The sequence below is a fragment of the Sulfitobacter dubius genome, from assembly GCF_027214245.1.
Lineage (GTDB): Bacteria > Pseudomonadota > Alphaproteobacteria > Rhodobacterales > Rhodobacteraceae > Sulfitobacter > Sulfitobacter dubius_A.
Window position 1 is genome coordinate 212218 of sequence record NZ_JAPWHM010000003.1, and the last position, 19326, is coordinate 231543.

Annotated in this window: 15 protein-coding genes and 1 tRNA gene; 6 read left to right on the forward strand and 10 right to left on the reverse strand. The window is 60.7% G+C overall.

Annotation, left to right across the window (positions count from 1 at the left end; translation table 11 throughout):
* Positions 1 to 12 precede the first annotated feature (12 nt).
* Together O4H31_RS08110 and O4H31_RS08115 are read left to right on the forward strand one after the other, a co-directional pair.
* Positions 13 to 86, forward strand: a tRNA-Gly gene (locus O4H31_RS08110).
* Between the two features lie 196 nt (positions 87 to 282).
* Positions 283 to 2334, forward strand: coding sequence for an ATP-binding protein (locus O4H31_RS08115; protein WP_269344604.1), 2052 nt, complete (start codon positions 283 to 285; stop codon positions 2332 to 2334).
* Positions 2335 to 2385: 51 nt separating this feature from the next.
* On the opposite strand, the gene O4H31_RS08120 is transcribed toward O4H31_RS08115, so the two are convergent.
* The 4 genes from O4H31_RS08120 to zwf all read right to left on the reverse strand — a co-directional run bounded on the left by O4H31_RS08120 (position 2386) and on the right by zwf (position 7897).
* Positions 2386 to 4014 carry a long-chain fatty acid--CoA ligase gene (locus O4H31_RS08120; protein ID WP_269344606.1) on the reverse strand — a complete coding sequence of 543 codons (1629 nt, stop codon included), beginning with the start codon at positions 4012 to 4014 and terminating at the stop codon, positions 2386 to 2388.
* A 162-nt stretch (positions 4015 to 4176) separates the two neighbouring features.
* Complete coding sequence (pgi, locus tag O4H31_RS08125) at positions 4177 to 5769, reverse strand: glucose-6-phosphate isomerase (RefSeq protein WP_269344608.1); 1593 nt, start codon at positions 5767 to 5769, stop codon at positions 4177 to 4179.
* Positions 5766 to 6437, reverse strand: coding sequence for a 6-phosphogluconolactonase (pgl, locus tag O4H31_RS08130; protein WP_067623829.1), 672 nt, complete (start codon positions 6435 to 6437; stop codon positions 5766 to 5768). Before pgl ends, pgi begins: the two co-directional genes overlap by 4 nt.
* Positions 6434 to 7897 carry a glucose-6-phosphate dehydrogenase gene (zwf, locus tag O4H31_RS08135; protein WP_269344611.1) on the reverse strand — a complete coding sequence of 488 codons (1464 nt, stop codon included), beginning with the start codon at positions 7895 to 7897 and terminating at the stop codon, positions 6434 to 6436. Before zwf ends, pgl begins: the two co-directional genes overlap by 4 nt.
* Positions 7898 to 8057: 160 nt before the next feature.
* Between zwf and O4H31_RS08140 the strand changes: the two genes are divergently transcribed.
* Positions 8058 to 9005: a radical SAM protein gene (locus O4H31_RS08140; RefSeq protein WP_269344613.1), complete on the forward strand. Its 948-nt coding sequence runs from the start codon at positions 8058 to 8060 to the stop codon at positions 9003 to 9005.
* 32 nt (positions 9006 to 9037) lie between these two features.
* Here O4H31_RS08140 and O4H31_RS08145 read toward each other — a convergent pair whose 3' ends face one another.
* Complete coding sequence (locus O4H31_RS08145; RefSeq protein WP_067623819.1) at positions 9038 to 9307, reverse strand: usg protein; 270 nt, start codon at positions 9305 to 9307, stop codon at positions 9038 to 9040.
* Positions 9308 to 9497: 190 nt separating this feature from the next.
* Here O4H31_RS08145 and gyrA point away from each other — a divergent pair, with 190 nt between their 5' ends.
* Positions 9498 to 12254 (forward strand): DNA gyrase subunit A, encoded by a 2757-nt coding sequence (gene gyrA, locus O4H31_RS08150; protein WP_269344616.1) that lies wholly within the window; start codon positions 9498 to 9500, stop codon positions 12252 to 12254.
* Between the two features lie 126 nt (positions 12255 to 12380).
* On the opposite strand, the gene O4H31_RS08155 is transcribed toward gyrA, so the two are convergent.
* The 4 genes from O4H31_RS08155 to O4H31_RS08170 form a co-directional block, all read right to left on the reverse strand.
* Positions 12381 to 12713 carry a hypothetical protein gene (locus tag O4H31_RS08155; protein ID WP_269344618.1) on the reverse strand — a complete coding sequence of 111 codons (333 nt, stop codon included), beginning with the start codon at positions 12711 to 12713 and terminating at the stop codon, positions 12381 to 12383.
* Between the two features lie 162 nt (positions 12714 to 12875).
* Complete coding sequence (locus tag O4H31_RS08160) at positions 12876 to 14357, reverse strand: carboxypeptidase M32 (RefSeq protein WP_269344620.1); 1482 nt, start codon at positions 14355 to 14357, stop codon at positions 12876 to 12878.
* Between the two features lie 3 nt (positions 14358 to 14360).
* The gene (gene ctaA, locus O4H31_RS08165; protein ID WP_269344622.1) at positions 14361 to 15506 is read right to left on the reverse strand and encodes a heme A synthase; all 1146 of its coding nucleotides are present in this window, start codon (positions 15504 to 15506) and stop codon (positions 14361 to 14363) included.
* A gap of 268 nt (positions 15507 to 15774) precedes the next feature.
* Positions 15775 to 16539, reverse strand: a complete 765-nt coding sequence (locus O4H31_RS08170) for an RNA methyltransferase (protein ID WP_269344624.1) — start codon at positions 16537 to 16539, stop codon at positions 15775 to 15777.
* A gap of 139 nt (positions 16540 to 16678) precedes the next feature.
* Here O4H31_RS08170 and O4H31_RS08175 point away from each other — a divergent pair, with 139 nt between their 5' ends.
* Complete coding sequence (locus O4H31_RS08175; protein ID WP_067623812.1) at positions 16679 to 17302, forward strand: thiamine phosphate synthase; 624 nt, start codon at positions 16679 to 16681, stop codon at positions 17300 to 17302.
* Between the two features lie 40 nt (positions 17303 to 17342).
* Here O4H31_RS08175 and O4H31_RS08180 read toward each other — a convergent pair whose 3' ends face one another.
* Positions 17343 to 18488, reverse strand: coding sequence for a HupE/UreJ family protein (locus O4H31_RS08180; protein ID WP_269344627.1), 1146 nt, complete (start codon positions 18486 to 18488; stop codon positions 17343 to 17345).
* Between O4H31_RS08180 and O4H31_RS08185 the strand changes: the two genes are divergently transcribed.
* Positions 18487 to 19314: a DUF4198 domain-containing protein gene (locus tag O4H31_RS08185; protein WP_269344628.1), complete on the forward strand. Its 828-nt coding sequence runs from the start codon at positions 18487 to 18489 to the stop codon at positions 19312 to 19314. The genes O4H31_RS08180 and O4H31_RS08185 overlap by 2 nt on opposite strands.
* The last annotated feature ends 12 nt before the right edge of the window (positions 19315 to 19326 follow it).

Sequence of the window (19326 nt, forward strand, 5' to 3'; positions counted from 1 at the left end):
CAACCTCAGCGCGCGGGTATGGTGAAAAGGTATCACGGCAGCTTCCCAAGCTTTAGTTACGAGTTCGATTCTCGTTACCCGCTCCACGCTAACCTCCCCTCCCAAGCCGACCATGGATGATCGCGGCCAAGGCGCGCGAACTTACCTAGGGTCACCTACGAAAAGCCCATTCTGGTCCGAATTTCGCCATGATTGCCCGCAAAAGTAGCAATCAGCAGGGAAGTAACTTACGCGCAAATGGCCCAACGAAGTCAGATGCGCTGGCAGGCAAAGGAAAAAAGCGTGGCAAACGCGTTTAGGGACTACGCAACATCCAAGGCGTATATCATCGTCAATTTCATCGTGCTGTGCTGCGTCGCTGGCATCAGCTATTCGATCGTCAAATTGGATTACGAACAACATATCGCCAGCATCCGTCAGGATGCGCGGCAGACGCTCCACGAAGTCAGCAACCAGGTGCAGCACCAGTTCCAAGAAACCATTCTGGTGACAAAGAACATCGAGAATATTCTGCTGTCCGGCGAAGCCTTCAAAGACAAAAAGATCGAACTTCTGGTCAAGGAGCTTCGGGACCGGAACCCCGGCATTCAGGCCTTCGCCCTCGCCCCTGACCTCAAGATCACCCATAGCTATCCCAAAACCCCGAACGCCGGGGTTATCGGGCTGGAATATAAGAACATTCCGACGCAGCTTTCCGGTGTCGCCAACGCCTACCGCCGCCAAAGCCCCACCATCGAAGGGCCGCTGAACCTCGTTCAAGGGGGCAAGGGCTATATCATGCACTACCCGGTGTTCGAGCGCCCCATCGGCCTCGGCGCGCCGCGTTTTTGGGGGGTGATGTCCATCGTGTTCCAGCCCGACCGGCTGTTTGAACCGCATCAAAACCCACATCAAGCCGCTGACTATATCTATAACCTCCGCGCCTTCCCGACAGGTGTCATGCCGGATGAGATCGAGCTCGCGACCATCGACCCCGCAGCGCCTGTCCGCACCCGGTTCGAGCTATTGGGCAAGACATGGGAGGCCACAGCAAGCCTTGCCAACGGTCTGCCTCCTTATGCTCCGCAAAGCCCCTACCTCGTGGCCTTCGCTTTGATCGCGACCATCGCACTGATGGCGGGGCTCTGGGCCTTCCGCCGGGTCACGCTGAAAAAGCAAGAGGCACATGCGCTTTTGGCCGAGGGCATCGGTTCGATCCAAGAGGGGTTCATCGCCTTTGACGAGAAAGAGCGCCTTGTCACCGTCAACAGTAAGTTTCTTGAGTATCACCCTGAAATCGCTGACCTTCTGATCCCCGGAAAAACCATCGAAGAGCTACTGCGCCATTGGGTCGCGCGGCATCAGCACCCCGAAAATGTCGAAGAGCGTGAGGCATGGATCGCCAAACGTCTCGCCCGGTTCCGCAATCCGACTGGCGCCTTTATCCTTGAGGTGTCCGACAACTTCTGGCTCAAAGTCACGGAATCGCGCACGCCGCATGGCTATACCGTGGGCATCTGGACCGACGTGACGGCTGAGAAACGCGCATTGGACGCAGCCAAGGCGGCGGACCGTGAAAAGACCGAATTCCTCAACAACGTCAGCCATGAGTTGCGCACCCCGCTGACCGTGATCTCGGGCCGGGCGACCTTCTTGCAACATGCCGAGAAACTGCCTCAGGCCCGTCGCTTGCAGACCGCATTGAACAACAGCGCTAACGCCACGCCCGATATCCGCCACAGCGTGGATGAATTTCAGAACTTCGTCTCGGACCAAGCGGGCGGGATCGCGGGATCGTCCAAACATATGCTGCGTCTCGTCGAAGACCTGCTGGATTGGACCAAAGTCGCGCGCGGCAAGATGGAGCTTGATCTGCAAGAGATCGAGACCAGCGAGATCGCCCGCTCCGTCGCCGATGACCTGCGCCCGGATGCCGAGGCCAAGGGGCTGACGCTCACCTACGAAGACAATGGCACGGCCCTTGCGAATGCCGACCCGGTCCGCCTGCGGCAGATCCTTTACAACCTGATATCAAACGCAATCAAATTCACCCGCAGCGGCAATATCCATCTTAAGATGCATCAGGACGCCGAAGAGATCACCTTTTCCGTGACCGACACGGGCTGTGGCATCTCTGAGGAAAACCTTGAGCGGGTTTTCCTACGGTTTCAGCAGGTTGACGGCTCCATGTCACGGGAAAATGGCGGCTTGGGACTGGGGCTGGCGATTGCCGAGCAATTGGCGACCCTGCACGGTGGCGGGCTGTCGTTGGAAAGCAAGATCGACGTGGGCAGCACCTTCCGGCTGACCCTGCCCCGGCCCTTGGCCGACAGCGAGATGCGTCGCTCGGCTTGACGTATAAAACAGGTAAACGCCCCGGCGCAGATCGGACCGGGGCGACTTACATCAGCTTCCGCCCCGCATCAGCACATCGCCATACTGGTCACGTAGGTCGCGCTTAAGCACTTTGCCCGTCGCGTTGCGCGGCAGTTCCTCGGCAAAAACCACCCGGTCCGGCACCTGCCATTTTGCAATCTGGTCCTCGAAGACTTTGAGGATATCCGCCTCTGAGGGATCGGCCCCATCGGCCTTCACGGCAATCAGGATCGGGCGCTCGTCCCATTTGGGATGGGTCGCACCAATTACCGCGGCGTCGGCCAGTTCGGGATGGGCGATGGCGATATTCTCCAACTCGACCGAACTGATCCATTCCCCGCCCGATTTGATGATGTCTTTGGCACGGTCACGGATAGTGATGTAGCCGTCGGCGTCCATTGTCGCGATATCGCCGGTGTCGAACCAGCCATCGCGCAGGGTGCTGTCGCTGTCGGACTGGTAGTATGCATCCAAAATCCAATGCCCGCGCGTGACCAGCGCCCCTTGGGTTTCGCCGTCATGCGGCAGCGGCTTGCCTTCGTCGTCCCAAATCTCAAGCTCAACACCAAAGACCGGGCGGCCTTGGTTCTCGCGCAGTTTATGTTGCTGGGCCTCGGGCAATTCGCCGTGTTTCGCCAAGGGTTTATTGACGCTGCCCACGGGCGACATCTCGGTCATGCCCCACGCGTGGATCGTCTCGACGCCATAGTCCTCGCGGAAGGTCTTGATCATCGACGGAGGACAGGCCGAGCCGCCGACCACGGTGCGCTCAAGGCTGGTGAGTTCACTGCCCGACTTCTTGGCCGCCGCCAAGAGCCCCTGCCAGATCGTCGGCACGCCGAGCGCCAGAGAGACGCGGTAGCTGTCGATCAGCCCCACCAAAGACGCCCCATCAAGGTTCGGCCCCGGCAGCACCATCCGCGCGCCGGTCATGGCGCTGGCATAGGGGCTGCCCCAAGCGTTGACATGGAACATCGGCACCACGGCCATAACGATATCGCGCGCGGAGATCGCGATGCTGTCGGCCATGTTGATGCCGAAAGAATGCAGCACGGTCGAGCGGTGAGAATAGAGCACGCCCTTGGGGTTGCCCGTGGTGCCAGAGGTGTAGCACAGGCTCGACGCCGTGTTCTCATCCAGATCGGGCCAGTCGAAACCAGCATCGCCCGAGGCTACCAACTCGTCGTAAAACATCAGCCCCGGCAGCGCTTCGGCGGCTTCGGCATCAGGGCCGGACATCAGTACGAGATGCCTGAGATGCTCCAGCTTGTCGCGGATCGCGGCGATCAGCGGCACGAAGGTCTTGTCGATGAACAGCACCTCATCCGCCGCGTGATTAAGGATATAGACCAGTTGATCGGCAAAGAGCCGGGGGTTGATCGTATGACAGACAAAGCCCGCGCCGGAGGTGCCGAAGTAAATCTCCAGATGCCGACGGTTGTTCCACGCGATGGTCCCGCAGCGGGCCTGAGGCGACAGCCCCAAATCGGTCAAGGCCGAACCCAAGCGCCGCGCGTTCTCGGCCACCTTGCCCCAGTTGGTTTGCTCGACCCCGCCTGTGGTTAAAACCGAGATAATCTCGCCTTCGGGGTGATAGCGTTCGGCATGGGAAATCAGACTTGAGATCAGCAGCGGCTGCGTCATCATCTGGCCAAGCATAATGGGGATCCTCCAATCATTTGCGTTGAGACTGTCCAAAGGTCAGGGCAGTTGCAAGCCTTCCCCTCCGGCAAGTCAAAATCGGCAACGATAGGCAGCAGAATGGCCCGCGCAGGCGGGGTTCGCCTGCGCGCGTCGGTCCATCAATTTTGGATGTAGTCCCTAGCCGCGATGCTGGTGGATATAGCCGATCAACCCGGCGGTGGAGCCATCCTTGCCTTCGGCAGAAACCTCTCCTTCGACCAGCGGCTGAAGGGACTTGGCCAGCTCTTTGCCCAGTTCCACACCCCATTGATCGAACGAGTTGATGCCAAGGATCACCCCTTCGACGAAAACGCGATGCTCATAAAGCGCGATGATCTGGCCCAGCGTGAAGGGATCAAGCGTTTCATAAGCCAGCGTCGTCGAGGGCCGGTTGCCGGGGAAAATGCGGTGCCGCGCTTGGCGTTCGAGCTCATCGCCCGACAGCCCGGCATCGCGCATGATCGCCCGCGCTTCGTCCAATGACCGCCCGCGCATCAGCGCTTCGGATTGGGCGAGGCAATTGGCGATCAGCAGGTCGTGGTGATGCTGCAAGTCAGGTTCATGTCCCTTGGCCGCGACCAGAAACTCACAAGGAATCACGCGAGTGCCTTGATGGATCAACTGATAGAAAGCATGCTGCCCATTGGTGCCCGCCGCCCCCCAGACCACCGGACCGGTGTGACGCGGGCTGTCAGAGCCGTCCATCTGCACGCCCTTGCCATTCGATTCCATCTCAAGCTGTTGCAGGTAGTCGGGCAGCATCTCAAGCCGTTGATCATAGGGCAGCACCGCACGGGTGGCATTGCCGCAGATTTGGTTGTGCCAGATGCCCACCAGCGCCAGAAGAATCGGCATATTCTCAGCCGGATCGGCGGCGCAGAAATGGCGGTCCATCTCCTGCGCGCCGCGCAAGAAGCTGTCAAAGGCCTTGGGGCCAATGGCGATCATCAGCGAAAGGCCAATGGGCCCCCAGACGGAATAGCGCCCGCCGACCCAATCCTCGAACCCGAAGACCTGCGCGGGGTCGATGCCAAACTCAGCGGTCTTGTCATCAGCGGTGCTGAGGGCTGCGAATTGCGCAGCCGGGTCACCGCCATGGTCCTGCATCCACGCCCGCGCGGTGCGCGCGTTGGTCATGGTCTCGATGGTGGTAAAGGTCTTGGAAGCGACGATCACCAAGGTCGTCTTGGCATCCAGCCCCCGCAGCGTATCCGCGATATGCGCGCCATCGACGTTGGAGACGAAGTGGCAGCGCGGCCCATCGTGATAGGGCGTCAGTGCGCGGGTTGCCATGGCGGGGCCAAGGTCCGAGCCGCCGATGCCGATATTGACCACATCCGTGATGTCGCCGCCGCGCACCTGATCGGCAAAGCTGCGCATCCGCGCCAGCGTGTCGCGGACCTGCGGCATGGCATCTTCGCCCGCCACCTCGACCGGCCCGCCATCAAGGTTGCGCAGAGCCGTGTGCAAGACTGCGCGGCCTTCGGTTTCATTGATCGGCGCGCCCGCGAACATCGCATCGCGACGCTCAGTGACCTTGGCGTTTTCTACCAGCTGCAACAGCGCCGCGCGGGCACCAGCGTCAATATTGGTCTTTGCGTAGTCAAACAGCATGTGCTGCGTGCGGAGCGAGAAATCCTCGGCGCGGTTCGGGTCATCGAACAGCGCGGTTATCTTGCGGTCCGCCACGGCGTGTTGCCGCTCTTGAAGGTCTTGCCAAATGTTCATCATGCCGCCCAGTAAACTTCGGTTTCATCCAGCACCGCTGCGATCGGCGCCTCGTCGGGGGAAAGCCCTTGCGCGCGCTCAAGGGCGGCGCGTTTCTCTTCCCCGAAAATCACGAGATGTTTGTTCAGCGCCCCGTCCAAGACATGCGCAGGAAGCGTGACCCGCGCGGTGGGCTGCCCCTCGGGGTAGACCGGGCACAGCAGTGGCGCATCAGCGGCCAAGGCGTCAGGCAGGCCGGGGTCGCCGGGGAAAAGCGATGCAGTATGCATGTCATCGCCCATGCCAAGCAGCAGGACAGAGATCGGCATATGGCTGGCCAGACTGGGGGCCACGGCCTCTGCCCCTTCGCCCGGCGACAGACCAGCACGGAAAAAGGGGATGAACCGTGCCGCGGCGGCGCGGTCGTTCAACAGATGCTCGCGGACCAGACGCGCGTTCGACAGCGGATCATGCTCATCGACCCAGCGTTCATCGGTCAGCATCACATCGACCCGGTCCCAATCCAGATCGGTGGCACTGAGCATTTCAAAGATCGGCCCGGGGGTAGAGCCGCCCGGCACCGCGAAAGACACGCGGTCATTGCCCGAAAGCGCCGATTTCAGCTTGCCCGCCAGTTTGTTGGCGACATTCATCACCAGCATTTCGCGGTCCGCATATTCGATGATGTTCATGGGGATACCTTTCGCCATTCACGGCCATCGCGCCGCATCATTTCTGTCGCATCCGTCGGCCCGGCAGAGCCGCTGTCATAGGGCTTTGGCACATCATTGCGCGCCTCCCAGCCTTGGATAATCGGATCGGTCCAGGCCCAGGCGGCCTCGACCTCATCGTCGCGCATGAACAATGTCTGGTTGCCCCGGATCACGTCCATGATAAGCCGCTCATAGGCATCGACCTGATCGCCCCCATCGGGGCCGAGCGCCTCGGCGAATGTCATGTCGAGCGGCACATCGACAAGACGCATGCCCCCCGGCCCCGGTTCCTTGATCGTCACGCCAAGGGTGATGCCTTCGTTCGGTTGCAGGCGGATCGACAACACGTTGCGGTGGCGGCCTGCGTCTTCGGCAAAGATCGAATGCGGCGTGTCCTTGAAAACCACGGTGATTTCGCTGGATCGCGCCACCATGCGTTTGCCGGTGCGCAGATAAAACGGCGTGCCATGCCAGCGCCAATTGCTGATATGGGCCTTGAGCGCCACAAAGCTTTCGGTGCGCGAACGCGGGTTGTCGACGGCGTCGCGGTAGCTGGGGGCTTCTTCCTCATTGCCCTCTTCGGCCTCATACTGACCGCGAACCAGATGATGCGGCAACACAGGATCGATCGCGCGGATCACTTTCAGCTTTTCGTCGCGCACCGCATCCGGATCAAACCGCGCGGGCGGCTCCATCGCGATCAGGCACAAAAGCTGCATCAGGTGGTTTTGCACCATGTCCCGCATCGCACCGGATTTGTCGTAGTATTCCCCACGCCCGCCGACGCCCACCGTCTCGGCCACGGTGATTTGAATGTGGTCGACATATTGGCGGTTCCACAAAGGCTCGAACAACATATTGCCGAAACGCACGGCCATGAGGTTTTGCACCGTCTCTTTGCCGAGATAGTGATCGATCCGGTAGATCTGCTGTTCTTTGAAAAAGGTCGCTAGCGTCGCGTTCAGCGCGCGCGCACTTTCCAAATCGCGGCCAAAGGGTTTCTCCACGACAATGCGACATTCCTCGCCCGCCATGCCCCATTGCTGCAACCGTTCCGCCAGATCGCCGAAAAGCCCCGGCGCGACGGAGAAGTAATAGACCTCGATCCGGTCCTTGCCGGACATCAGGTCTTGCAGCTCGGCCCAGCCGGTCTCTCCGCGTGCGTCAATGGCGACATAGTCGAGCTTGGCCAGAAAGGCATCGAGGTTGTCGCAGGCGTCCTTGCCGCCGAACTCTTCGATCGCTTCGGCCACCATCTCGCGGTAGCCTGCGGCGTCCATCTCGGTCCGCGCGGCGCCGATGATCCGCGCTTCCTCGGGCATTTGGCCCGCGCAATAACGGCGGTATAAACCGGGCAAAATCTTGCGCCGGGCCAGATCACCGGTGCCGCCAAAGATGACCAGATCGAAAGGGTCGACAGGGATAACACGCGAAACCATTGATCAATCCTTGTCTGTGCGAGATAGCAGAGTTAGCGCAAACATACTTATTTTCACCCAGTTCACAAGACTGTGCGCCCCGCAACTTGGACTTTTGGGCAGGGTCGCAATAGCTTACCACAACTGGATAGGAACACACGGGATCACGCAAGGACCAATCATGAAAGATATCGCGCAAGCAAACGAGGGCAAGTTCCAGAACCCGGCGGTGACCGCCAAGGGGGAACCACGCGCCACCGTAGCCCTGCGCGGCGCGGAGACGCTGTGGTTCAACACTGGCACCCTGTGCAATATCGAATGCGTGAACTGCTACATCGCCTCCAGCCCCAAGAATGACGCGCTGGTCTATATCACCGCCGAAGAGGTGCGCGACTATCTCGACCAGATTGTCGAGCGCGACTGGCCGGTGCGCGAAATCGCCTTCACCGGCGGCGAGCCCTTCATGAACCCGCAGATGATCGAGATCACCGAAGCCTCACTGGCGCGCGGCTATGAGGTGTTGATCCTTACGAACGCCATGCGCCCGATGATGCGCAAATCGGTGCAAGACGGTCTGTTGCGGCTGCGCGATGCCTATCCCGGCAAGATGACCTTTCGTATCTCCGTCGATCACTACCGCCGCGATCTGCATGACGCGGAGCGCGGTGAAGGCGCTTTTGACAAGACGCTGCTCGGCATGGAATGGCTGCGCGACAATGGGTTCCGCATGGCCGTGGCGGGGCGCTCGATCTTTGCCGATAGCGATGCCGACAGCCGCGCGGGCTATGCTGCCTTTTACGCCGAGCACGGCTTTGACATCGACGCCCAAGACCCCGGCATGACCGTGCTTTTCCCTGAGATGGACGAGGCCGTTGAAGTCCCCGAGATCACAACCGCCTGCTGGGGCATCTTGGATATTTCGCCAAATGCGGTGATGTGCTCTTCCTCTCGTATGGTGGTCAAACGCAAAGGCGCTGAGAAGCCTGCCGTGCTGGCCTGCACCCTGCTGCCCTATGACCCGGAGTTCGAGCTTGGCACGACCTTGGCCGAGGCGGAGCGTGATGTGGCATTGAACCACCCGCACTGTGCAAAGTTCTGTGTCTTGGGCGGGGCGAGCTGTTCGGCGTGACGCCCCTGCCCTTTGGATGGCTGCCTTTTGGCTTAATGTAACGTGAACTCGCCCACTTGGTTCTGCCACTCACCGGGACCGATCAGCTTGCGATGGGTGAAACGGACCGAATGCAGCGGCCCATCCAGTTCCGCGCGCCAAAATTCGACGAATTCGAACAGACGCGGATGGTCTGGCGCGATATCGTAGTCCTGCCAGATATAGCTGTTCAGCACATGGCTATAGTCGGGCATATGATAAAAGAACTCTGCCGTGGTCAGCCCGTAACCTTTCAGCATCATCTCGGTTTCACTGCGGGGCATGTTGCGCCTCCTTTGCTGCCTCTGTATGACAAGTTTGCGCGGTGAGAATTACTTTTCAATGAAAACAGCATGTTGGCACTTGAGCCAGAGTGCTGCCAGTGCGTTTCGGCCACAGCCATTGCACCTGATATGCCCCGTCTGCTATAGAAAACCCCAAGATATAGAACCATAAAAATGGTGGGCAAAATACGTGACCGATACGCCGGATACCCCTGAAAACGCAGACGAAAAGCCCATCTTTCACGGGCCGTCGGTGACAATCGAACACGAGATGCGCACGTCCTATCTGGACTACGCGATGAGCGTGATCGTCAGCCGCGCGATTCCCGATCTGCGCGACGGTCTGAAACCGGTGCACCGCCGCATCCTTTATGCGATGCATGAGACCGGCAACACGCATGAGAAAGCCTACCGCAAATCTGCCCGCCCGGTGGGCGATGTCATGGGCCAGTACCACCCGCATGGCGATAGTGCGATCTACGACGCGCTGGTGCGGATGGCGCAGGATTTTTCCATGTCGCTGCCGCTCTTGGACGGTCAGGGCAACTTCGGCTCGATGGACGGGGATAACCCGGCGGCGATGCGTTACACCGAGGTGCGCATGGACAAGCCGGCCGCCTATCTATTGGCGGACATCGACAAGGAAACCGTTGATTTCCAAGACAACTATGATGGCAAGCAGCAGGAACCGACTGTCCTGCCCGCGCGCTTTCCCAACATGCTGGTCAATGGCGCGGGCGGTATCGCCGTCGGCATGGCAACCAACATCCCGCCGCACAACCTTGGTGAGGTGATCGACGCTTGCCTCGCGCTGATTGACGACCCGGACCTCACCTCTGAGCAGTTGATCGACTACGTCCCCGGCCCCGATTTCCCGACAGGCGGCATTATGCTGGGGCGTTCCGGCGCGCGCAAAGCCTACCTTGAGGGGCGTGGCAGCGTGGTGATCCGCGCCAAAACGCGGGTCGAAGAAATCCGCAAAGACCGCTGGGCCATCGTCATCGACGAGATCCCCTATCAGGTCAACAAGGCCTCGATGATCGAAAAGATCGCCGAGCAGGTCCGTGACAAGAAAATCGAGGGCATTTCCCACGTTCAGGACGAAAGCGACCGCAACGGCGTGCGCGTGGTGGTCGAATTGAAACGCGACGCGACTGCCGAAGTGGTAATGAACCAGCTTTACCGTTTCACGCCGATGCAGACCTATTTCGGCTGCAACATGCTGGCCCTGAACGGGGGCCGCCCCGAGCAACTGACGCTTCGCAAGTTCCTCAGCTACTTCATTGACTTCCGCGAAGAAGTTGTCGCCCGCCGCACCGCCTATCTGCTGCGCAAGGCGCGCGAACGCAGCCACATCCTTTGTGGTCTGGCCGTGGCCGTCACCAACATCGACGAGGTTGTCGCCACCATCCGTGCCTCTGCCGACGCGGCCGAGGCACGCGAAAAGCTGATGACCCGCCGCTGGCCCGCCGAAGATATCCTGCCCTATATCGCGTTGATCGACGATCCGACCCATACCGCGAATGACGATGGCACCTATAACCTCTCTGAGGCGCAGGCCCGCGCGATCCTTGAACTGCGTTTGCAGCGCCTGACCCAGATCGGCGTCAAGGAAGTCACCGACGAGCTGGAAGAGTTGGCCGGTAAGATTAAAGAATATCTCGAAATTCTCGGCTCCCGTGAGCGCATCCTCGGCATCATCTCGGACGAGCTGCGCGAGGTGCGCGAGCAATTCGCCGTGCCGCGCCGGACAGAGATCGTCGACTGGTCGGGCGACATGGACGACGAAGACCTCATTGCGCGCGAGGACATGGTCGTGACCGTGACTTCCGGCGGCTACATCAAACGCACGCCGCTGGCCGACTTCCGCGCGCAGCGCCGGGGCGGCAAGGGTGTTTCGGGCATGCAGACCAAGGAAGAGGATGTTGTCACCAACCTCTTCGTTGCCAATACCCATACGCAGCTTTTGTTCTTCACCACCGATGGCATGGTCTACAAGCTGAAGACATGGCGCCTTCCACAGGGGGCCCGCACCGCCAAGGGCAAGGCCATCGTGAACATTCTGCCCATACCCACCGGGGTCTCCATCGCCGCGATTATGCCCGTGGACCGGGATGAGAAGGATTGGGACGACCTACAGGTGATCTTTGCGACCTCCGCCGGGACCGTGCGGCGCAACAAGCTGTCGGATTTCACCAATGTGAAGTCCAACGGCAAGATCGCGATGAAGTTCGAAGGCGAACACGAGGGCACCACGCTGATTAACGCGCGCATCGCCTCGAACGATGATGACGTGATGCTGGTCACCGACGCGGGGCGCGCGATCCGCTTCCCGGCGACCGACGTGCGGGTCTTCAACTCGCGCAACTCCGTCGGCGTGCGCGGCATCCGTTTGGGCGAAGGAGATAACCTCGTTTCCATGTCCGTGATCCGGCACTTCGAGGCAAGCTCGGAAGAACGTGTCGCCTATCTTAAACAGCGCCGCTTGATGGCCGGGCTGACCGATGACGACAGCAGCGACGACGAGGAAGAGCAGGTTCAAGCCGGGCAACTCAGCACCGAACGCTATGCGGAAATGTCGGCAGCCGAAGATCTGATCCTGACGATCACCGCTAAGGGCGCGGGCAAGGTTTCCTCGGCCCATGATTACCCGGTCCGAGGCCGCGGCGGCATGGGTGTGACCGCTTGGACCAAGGCAATGGCCCATGGCCCTATCGTCGCCTGTTTCCCGGTGGAAATGTCCGATCAGGTGATGCTTGCGACCTCCAAAGGCCAGTCGATCCGCGTCCCGGTTGAGGGGATTTCCTTCCGCTCGCGCAGCGCAGGCGGCGTGAAGGTGTTCAGCACCGGCAAGAACGAAGAAGTCGTCAGCGTCGCTTGGATCGCCGATCAGGGCAACGAAGAGGAAGAAGGCGAAGCCGCCGAAGGAAGCAGCGCCGCCGAATAATCGGCAGCCGCTCCGCCCCCTGCGCAAAACGCGGGGGGCGTTTTTTTTTCGACAGACTATCCAGCAATAAAAAAACCCCCACGCTATCAGCGTGGGGGTTTTTCCAACTTAAGCTTTCGTCAAGACTTAGTTGGTAGTCGTTGTTGTAGTCGAAGAAGAGGAGCCCGACGCAATCGCGATCAGGACCAGAGCCGCACCGGCAGCAGCAGCGCCGCCACCCAGGCCAGCGCCCGCTTCAAAAAGACCAGCGCCATCAGCACGAACGCAAACACGTGCGGTGTTGCCGTCTACTGTTACTGGATTCGGCTTACAGTTGTAAATAACGCCGTTAGCGCCCTGAACCTGAAGCGAATAGACGCTATCGTCCGATGCGCCAAGAACAGCTGCCTGTGTTGTCGTTTGGGCGAATGCAGCACCCGAAAGAGCGATAGTCGCCGCCACCGTTGCAAGAATTTTCACGTCTAGGTACTCCTGTATCTCGTCAAATTTTAAACTCACTGCACCATCGCATATAAACGAGAGCAGCGCAAAGGCGAAATGTTAAGGCATAGTTAAGAACCAAAGCAGTGCCCGCTGTTTAAGCAACCCCGTCAACGCTCGATTGTTCCCGGTCTTGCATGCTTAAATATTGTACAAATCTTTGAACTTATTCTCCAGATAAGTCAGCAAAGGCGCCTCCGTCGGCGGCTTTCCGCAAGCCCGCGCGATCACCTCTCCCGGCTCGTAGAGCCCGCCGTGCTGCTGCACATTCTCGCGAAGCCATGCGGTGGCCGTGCTTGTATCTCCTCTTGCCAAGGCGTCATCAAGATCAGGTACCGCTTTCCGCAGTGCCTCATGAAGGCATCCCGCATAGACATTGCCGAGGCTGTAGGTTGGGAAATACCCCAATAGCCCGACCGACCAATGGACATCCTGCAAGACCCCGTTTGAGGGACGGTCAACCGCGTAGCCGAAATCGGCCTCGAACCGATCGTTCCATGCGGTCTCCAACCCGTCGACCTGCAGATCGCCCGACATCAGCGCACGTTCAAGGTCGAACCGCAGCAGGACATGAAGGTTATATTGCAGTTCGTCAGCCTCGGTCCGGATGAAGCCATCCGACACGCGGTTGACGATTCTGTAAAATGTCTCGACATCCGGCACGCCAAAGTCGCCGTAGACAGCCGTCATCTCGCCGTAGAGCCATCCGGTGAAGGCGCGGCTGCGGCCAATTTGGTTCTCATAGATTCGGCTCTGGCTTTCATGCACCCCCATCGACACCCCGCGCCCCAGCGGGGTCAGCAGGTAGGCGCTGTCGATTCCCTGTTCATAGGCGGCGTGGCCAACCTCATGCACGGTGGAGTAAAAGCAGTTGAACGGGTCAAGCGCATTGGTCCTTGTGGTGATCCGGACGTCCAAACCCGAGCCCGAGGAGAAAGGATGCACCGCCTTGTCGATCCGCCCGGTGGCCAGATCATAGCCAAAGCGCCGCGCAAGTTTGGCGGTCAGGGTCATCTGCGCCGCTTCGTCAAAAACCCCTTCCAGCACCGGTGGCGCTTCGGCCTCCCGCACGGCGGCGCGCAACTCGGACAACTTTGGGCGCAGCGCGCCGAACATGGCTTCGAGGTCCGCCGCCGTGGTGCCGGGCTCATAGTCTTCTAGCATCGCGTCGTAGATACCGATATCGCGCCCCTCGGCCAGCGCAGCCCCCTCTTCCCGTTTGAGGGCGATCACTTCTTTCAAGGTCGGGGCGAAGGCCGCGAAATCGTCGGCGGCACGGGCCTCGGCCCATGTGCCTTGGGCGGCGGAGGTGACACGGGCGATCCGCGCCGCCAGATCGGCGGGGACACGGGTCGCACGGTCAAAATCGCGTTTGATGTGGCGCAGATTGGCCTGCCCCACCGCGTCCAGACCCGCCGTTTCGATACGGCCCAACCAATCGGCGATACGCGGGTCGATGCGGCGGGCGTGCAGCACGCTTTCCATCGCCGCCATCTCCTCGCCCCGCTGGGGCGCGGCGCCGCGGGGCATGACCGTTTCTTGGTCCCAGCCGAGCCGCCCCGCGACCTGCGCCAGCGCTTCGGTCTCGCGCTGAAAGGCCATCAAATCGTCATATGCAGTCATGTCTCAGCCTCTCAGCAATGTGGCGACGGGATAGGCCGCAAGGAAACGCGCCCGCAGGATCAACACCCAGAGCAGAACGGCAAGCGCTTGATGCGCCAGCGCCAGATGCACCGGGGCGGCATAGAGCACTGTGGTGATGCCCAGAACCACCTGCAAGGCCAGCGCCGCCATCACCGCATTAAACGCAAAGCGTGTCCGCGCATGGGCCGAGCGGCGGCCGCGCAGCCAGACGACCACGCCGAATGCAAACAGCAGATAGCCCGCCATCCGGTGCATAAATTGCACCAGTCCGGGATTTTCAAAGAAGTTGCGCCATGTGGGCGTGATATCGAAAGCCTCTGGCGGGAAGAACTGCCCCTGCATCAGCGGCCAGTCGACGAAGTAGCGGCCTGCGTCAATCCCAGCGACCAGCGCGCCCAGCAAGATTTGCAACGCTGCAAAATGCAACAACCCCGTGGCCATGCCGAACTGCTTGGCCTCCTTCGCGCGGCGGGCCTGAATCAGGTCGCGTTCGCTGCGGCCCAGCAAGAGCACATACCATGTGATAAAACCGAGGATGACAAAGGCGAGGCCGAGATGGGTCGCCAAACGGTATGAGGCCACATCCGTCACCCCCTGCCCGCTGGTCACGCCTGAGGCGACCATCCACCAGCCAATCGCCCCCTGCGCGCCGCCCAATGCACCGATGAAAAGCAGGCGTTTATTCCAGCCCACAGGAATTTGACGCCGAAGCAGGAAGTAGAGAAAGCCCAAAACCCAGACGAGGCCAATCACCCGGCCAAGTTGCCGATGCCCCCACTCCCACCAGTAAATGCTTTTGAAATCAGAAAGTTCCATCCAAGAGTTCTGGACCTGGAACTCGTCGATCTGTTTGTATTTATCGAACTCAGACTGCCAGTCGGCCTCAGTCATCGGTGGCAGGGCACCGGTTACGGGGCGCCATTCGGTGATGCTGAGCCCAGAGTCGGTCAGCCGCGTCAGCCCGCCCACGGCGATCATGACAAAGACGAGCGCGAAGAGGATCATCAGCCAAATCCGGATCGGGCCGCGTGCGCCGCCACGGCCCTTGTCGATGCCGCCGGTTTGCACCGGGGCACGGCTGGGTTGGTCGGTGCCGACCTCTTCGAAAAGTTTGCGTTTTTCCGCCATGGCGCGCCTCATTTTCCGTTTGGATGCAGTGGTATGCCATGGGCGGGGAAAGGTCTAGCGGGGGTCGTTATGTTCGAAACGGTGCAGAGGCAGTCCAGACCGGAGCCAAGCCGCAGGCGCCGGGCCATCGCCTGCCCGCCCCACGGGGAGGCGTTTTGCTGAGGCTAGGTGCGCCTTTGCGACAAAGCGTTGACGCTGCACGATAAAGTGGCATGAACCACCCCACGCATCGCCACCCCACGGGCAGCCGCTGGCCCTCAGTCTTCCCTCAGCCCTTGTTCTTCCACCGGACCATTTGCCGCAGGATCCCATGCAGCATCTGAACATCCGCTCGGGTCAGCGGCATCCGCGACCACATGTTGCGCAGGTTCAGCTTCATTGACGCCGTTTTGTGCTCGGGGTAGAAGAAACCCGCCTCTTCCAACCGTTCCTCGTAATGCCGCGCCAGATGGTCGACCTCGGCTCCTTTGGCCCAGTCGGTGCCCGCCATCTCGGTCACCACATGCGTCACTTCGCCCTGTGCACGCATCCATTCGTAAGACATCAAAAGCACACATTGCGCGAGGTTGAGCGAGGCGAATTTCGGGTTCACCGGGACCGAGACGATGGCGTTTGCCTGCGCGATATCCTCATTCTCCAGCCCTGCCCGCTCAGGTCCAAAAAGCACCGCAACCCGTTGGCCTGCCGCGATCTTTTCCGCGGCCAGCCGCATCGCCGCTTCGGGGCTGTAGACCGGCTTGGTCAGGTCGCGGCCGCGCGCGGTGGTGGCAAAGGTGAAATCGCAATCGCTGAGCGCGCCCGGCAGATCGTCGCAATGCTGCGCCTCATCCAACAGCCGCCCCGCGCCCGAGGCCATGGCCACGGCAGATTGGCTGGGCCAGCCGTCGCGCGGGGCCACGACGCGCATGTGATCAAGGCCAAAGTTCCACATCGCGCGCGCCGCGGCGCCGATGTTCTCGCCCATCTGTGGGCGGACAAGCACGATGGCCGGGATCGGTGCAGGCTGGACGGAGGAGGAAGTTGTCTGGGTCATGCGCGCCTCATAGCCCCTGCGCCGCACCACCGCAAGAAAGCCCGCGCCACAGACGCATATCCGTTTTCTTTTGCAGCGCCTTGCGCTAGTCAGACCTCCAGACCCGAAAAGGGCCCCAGACCCGATTAAGGATAGGACCATGGACGCGCCAGAACAGCCGCAGATTTACCTTATCACCCCGCCCGAAGTTGAGCTGAGCCAATTCCCCGCGCAACTGGCCGCCGTGCTGGACGCGCATCCGGTCGCCTGTGTGCGGATGGCGCTATCGACCCGCGACGAAGACCGTCTGTCGCGCGCCGGTGACGCGCTGCGCGAGGTGACCCATGCGCGCGATGTGGCCTTGGTGATCTCAGATCACCTGCTGATGGTCGAAAAGCTCGGCCTTGACGGGGTACACCTCAGCGATGCCGCGCGCACCGTGCGCCATGCCCGCAAAGAACTGGGCGAAGATGCGATCGTCGGTTCCTTCTGCGGCACATCGCGGCACGAGGGGATGGCCGCTGGCGAAGCCGGGGCCGATTACGTCAGTTTTGGCCCCACCCAAGCCAGCACGCTCGGCGACGGAAGCTTTGCCGAGGCCGAATTGTTTCAATGGTGGTCCGAAGTGATCGAAGTCCCCGTCGTCGCCGAGGGCGCGTTGGACATCAACATGATCCGCGCCCTTGCCCCCCGGACCGACTTTTTCGGCATCGGGACCGAGATTTGGGACAAGGACGATCCGGTGGCCGAACTCGCCACCCTGATCGCCGCCATGCAGGGCTAAGCGGCCCTTGGGGCAGCCCGTTTAAGGGCTGCCCGCGCGCTTACAGAAACACCCGCTCAATGAACCAATAGGCCCCGACCGCCGCGATGACACAGGAGGCGGGAACCGCGATGGCCCGGCGATACCAATCGCGCTTCATCGCCCAGCCGACCAGCACGAAGGCGATCGCGATCACCGCAAGCTGGCCCAGTTCCACCCCAATATTAAAGCCAATAAGCGCCGGGACGAATTGCCCCGCTGGCAGGCCAAAGTCCCCCAGCACCGAGGCAAAGCCGAGCCCGTGCAGCAGGCCGAAACCAAAGATCACCAAGGGCCGCCAACGATTCAGCGCCGAATGAAAGATATTCTCGACCGCGACATAAGTGATCGACGCGGCGATCAGCGGCTCGACAATGGCACCGGGCACGTTGACCCAGCCCAGAGCACCAAGCGCAAGCGTGACCGTGTGGGCCAGCGTAAAGGCGGTAACCTGCCAGATCAAAGGGCGCAGACGGGTCGACAGGAAGAAAAGGCCCAGAACGAAAAGGATATGATCTAACCCTTTGGGCAGGATGTGGTCGAAACCGACCGGGATATAGCTGACGAAGGCTTGCCAACCGCTTTGCGCATCGCCGCCCGAGAGCGCGATCTCGGGGCTTGTCTCGCCACCCGCCAGATAGCCGGTATAGGGGTCTTCCACCCCCTGCTGGCGCAGGACCAATGCGCCCGCGCCATCGGGCCAGGTCACTTGCACCTGCTCGGCCCCTGCAGGCACTGCCGCCTCCAGCCGCCACAGACTGTCGCGCGGCAGTTCGGCGTCGACCCCCTCAGGCACCTCGATCATCACACTTTCCAAAGGCACGGCCGCGCCATTCACGCTGAGCAATGGCAGGCTGTTCCAGTTCGGCAAAAGCTCGGGCGCACGGGCCGCGATACGCGCGGCGGGCAGGCTGCGCAGCGCATCGTAATCGCCTGCATTCTCGGCATTGTCGGTGTCTTCGACAGTATCGAGGTCGATCCCCGCCAGCAGAGCCTCGAGGTTAATCTCAAGCGCCAGCACTGCGCGCCCTTCGGCGACGGTCAGGTCCGCGATTGTAGGTTTGACCTCATGCGCCTGTACCGCAGCGCCTATGGAAAATACCATCGCGCTTGACATTAGCCCAAGCAATGCCAGCTTGGTTCTTAATAAGATGAAAGTTCGCTTCATGAAACTGTCCCAGTTGTCCGCTATTATTTTCAGTATCTTACCGGCATTACCTGCCGTTGCCCATGAATACTGGCTGTCGCCGTTGAACTATCAAGTGGAAAGCGGTGAAAAGATCGCAGCGCATTTTCGCAATGGCGAAGAGTTTGTCGGATCGACCTTTCCCTATCTTCCCAACCGGCTCAGTCGTTTTGAAATCGTGGTAGAGGGACAGACCTATAATCTCTCTCCCCGTGCGGGCGACAACCCGGCGCTGCAGGTCCCCGCACCGGGCCGGGATGGTCTGGTCGTTGTACTGGCCGAAACCACCCCCTCAAAGGTGATCTATGAGGAATGGGAGAAGTTCCTTTCCTTCGCGGAACACAAAGATTTCCCAAAAGCCGAAGCCGATCACAGCGCCAACGGCTGGTCGCAGGAAAAAGTCGTGGAGAGCTATACACGCCACGTCAAAACCCTGATCGCCACAGGTACAGGCGTTGGAGACGACGCCCCCACCGGCATGACCACCGAATTTGTCGCCCTGACGAATCCCTATGACGCGGATTTCGAGGGTCAGATGAAGGTCGCTCTTTTCTATCAGGATGAACCCCGCGCCGATGCCCAGGTTGAGGTATTCGACCGCGCGCCGGATGACAGCGTGACCATCTCGCTCCACCGCACCGACGCGGCGGGCGAAGCGGTTATTCCAGTCACCGAAGGCCACGAATACCTCTTTGACGCCGTGGTGCTGCGCCCGGCAGCAGCGGCACAGACGGGTGCCGGATACGATCCCGACCAGCCGGTCTGGGAAACGCTTTGGGCGGCGCTGACATTTGCGGTGCCACAATAACGCCGCTTGCGC

Bases quoted from the DNA above. Each gene is read 5' to 3' on its own strand.
- O4H31_RS08120 (WP_269344606.1), bottom strand. From the start codon at position 4,014: ATGCTTGGCCAGATGATGACGCAGCCGCTGCTGATCTCAAGTCTGATT.
- pgi (WP_269344608.1), bottom strand. From the start codon at position 5,769: ATGATGAACATTTGGCAAGACCTTCAAGAGCGGCAACACGCCGTGGCG.
- pgl (WP_067623829.1), bottom strand. From the start codon at position 6,437: ATGAACATCATCGAATATGCGGACCGCGAAATGCTGGTGATGAATGTC.
- zwf (WP_269344611.1), bottom strand. From the start codon at position 7,897: ATGGTTTCGCGTGTTATCCCTGTCGACCCTTTCGATCTGGTCATCTTT.
- O4H31_RS08140 (WP_269344613.1), top strand. From the start codon at position 8,058: ATGAAAGATATCGCGCAAGCAAACGAGGGCAAGTTCCAGAACCCGGCG.
- O4H31_RS08145 (WP_067623819.1), bottom strand. From the start codon at position 9,307: ATGCCCCGCAGTGAAACCGAGATGATGCTGAAAGGTTACGGGCTGACC.
- O4H31_RS08160 (WP_269344620.1), bottom strand. From the start codon at position 14,357: ATGACTGCATATGACGATTTGATGGCCTTTCAGCGCGAGACCGAAGCG.
- ctaA (WP_269344622.1), bottom strand. From the start codon at position 15,506: ATGGCGGAAAAACGCAAACTTTTCGAAGAGGTCGGCACCGACCAACCC.
- O4H31_RS08170 (WP_269344624.1), bottom strand. From the start codon at position 16,539: ATGACCCAGACAACTTCCTCCTCCGTCCAGCCTGCACCGATCCCGGCC.
- O4H31_RS08175 (WP_067623812.1), top strand. From the start codon at position 16,679: ATGGACGCGCCAGAACAGCCGCAGATTTACCTTATCACCCCGCCCGAA.
- O4H31_RS08185 (WP_269344628.1), top strand. From the start codon at position 18,487: ATGAAACTGTCCCAGTTGTCCGCTATTATTTTCAGTATCTTACCGGCA.
- O4H31_RS08180 (WP_269344627.1), bottom strand. From the start codon at position 18,488: ATGAAGCGAACTTTCATCTTATTAAGAACCAAGCTGGCATTGCTTGGG.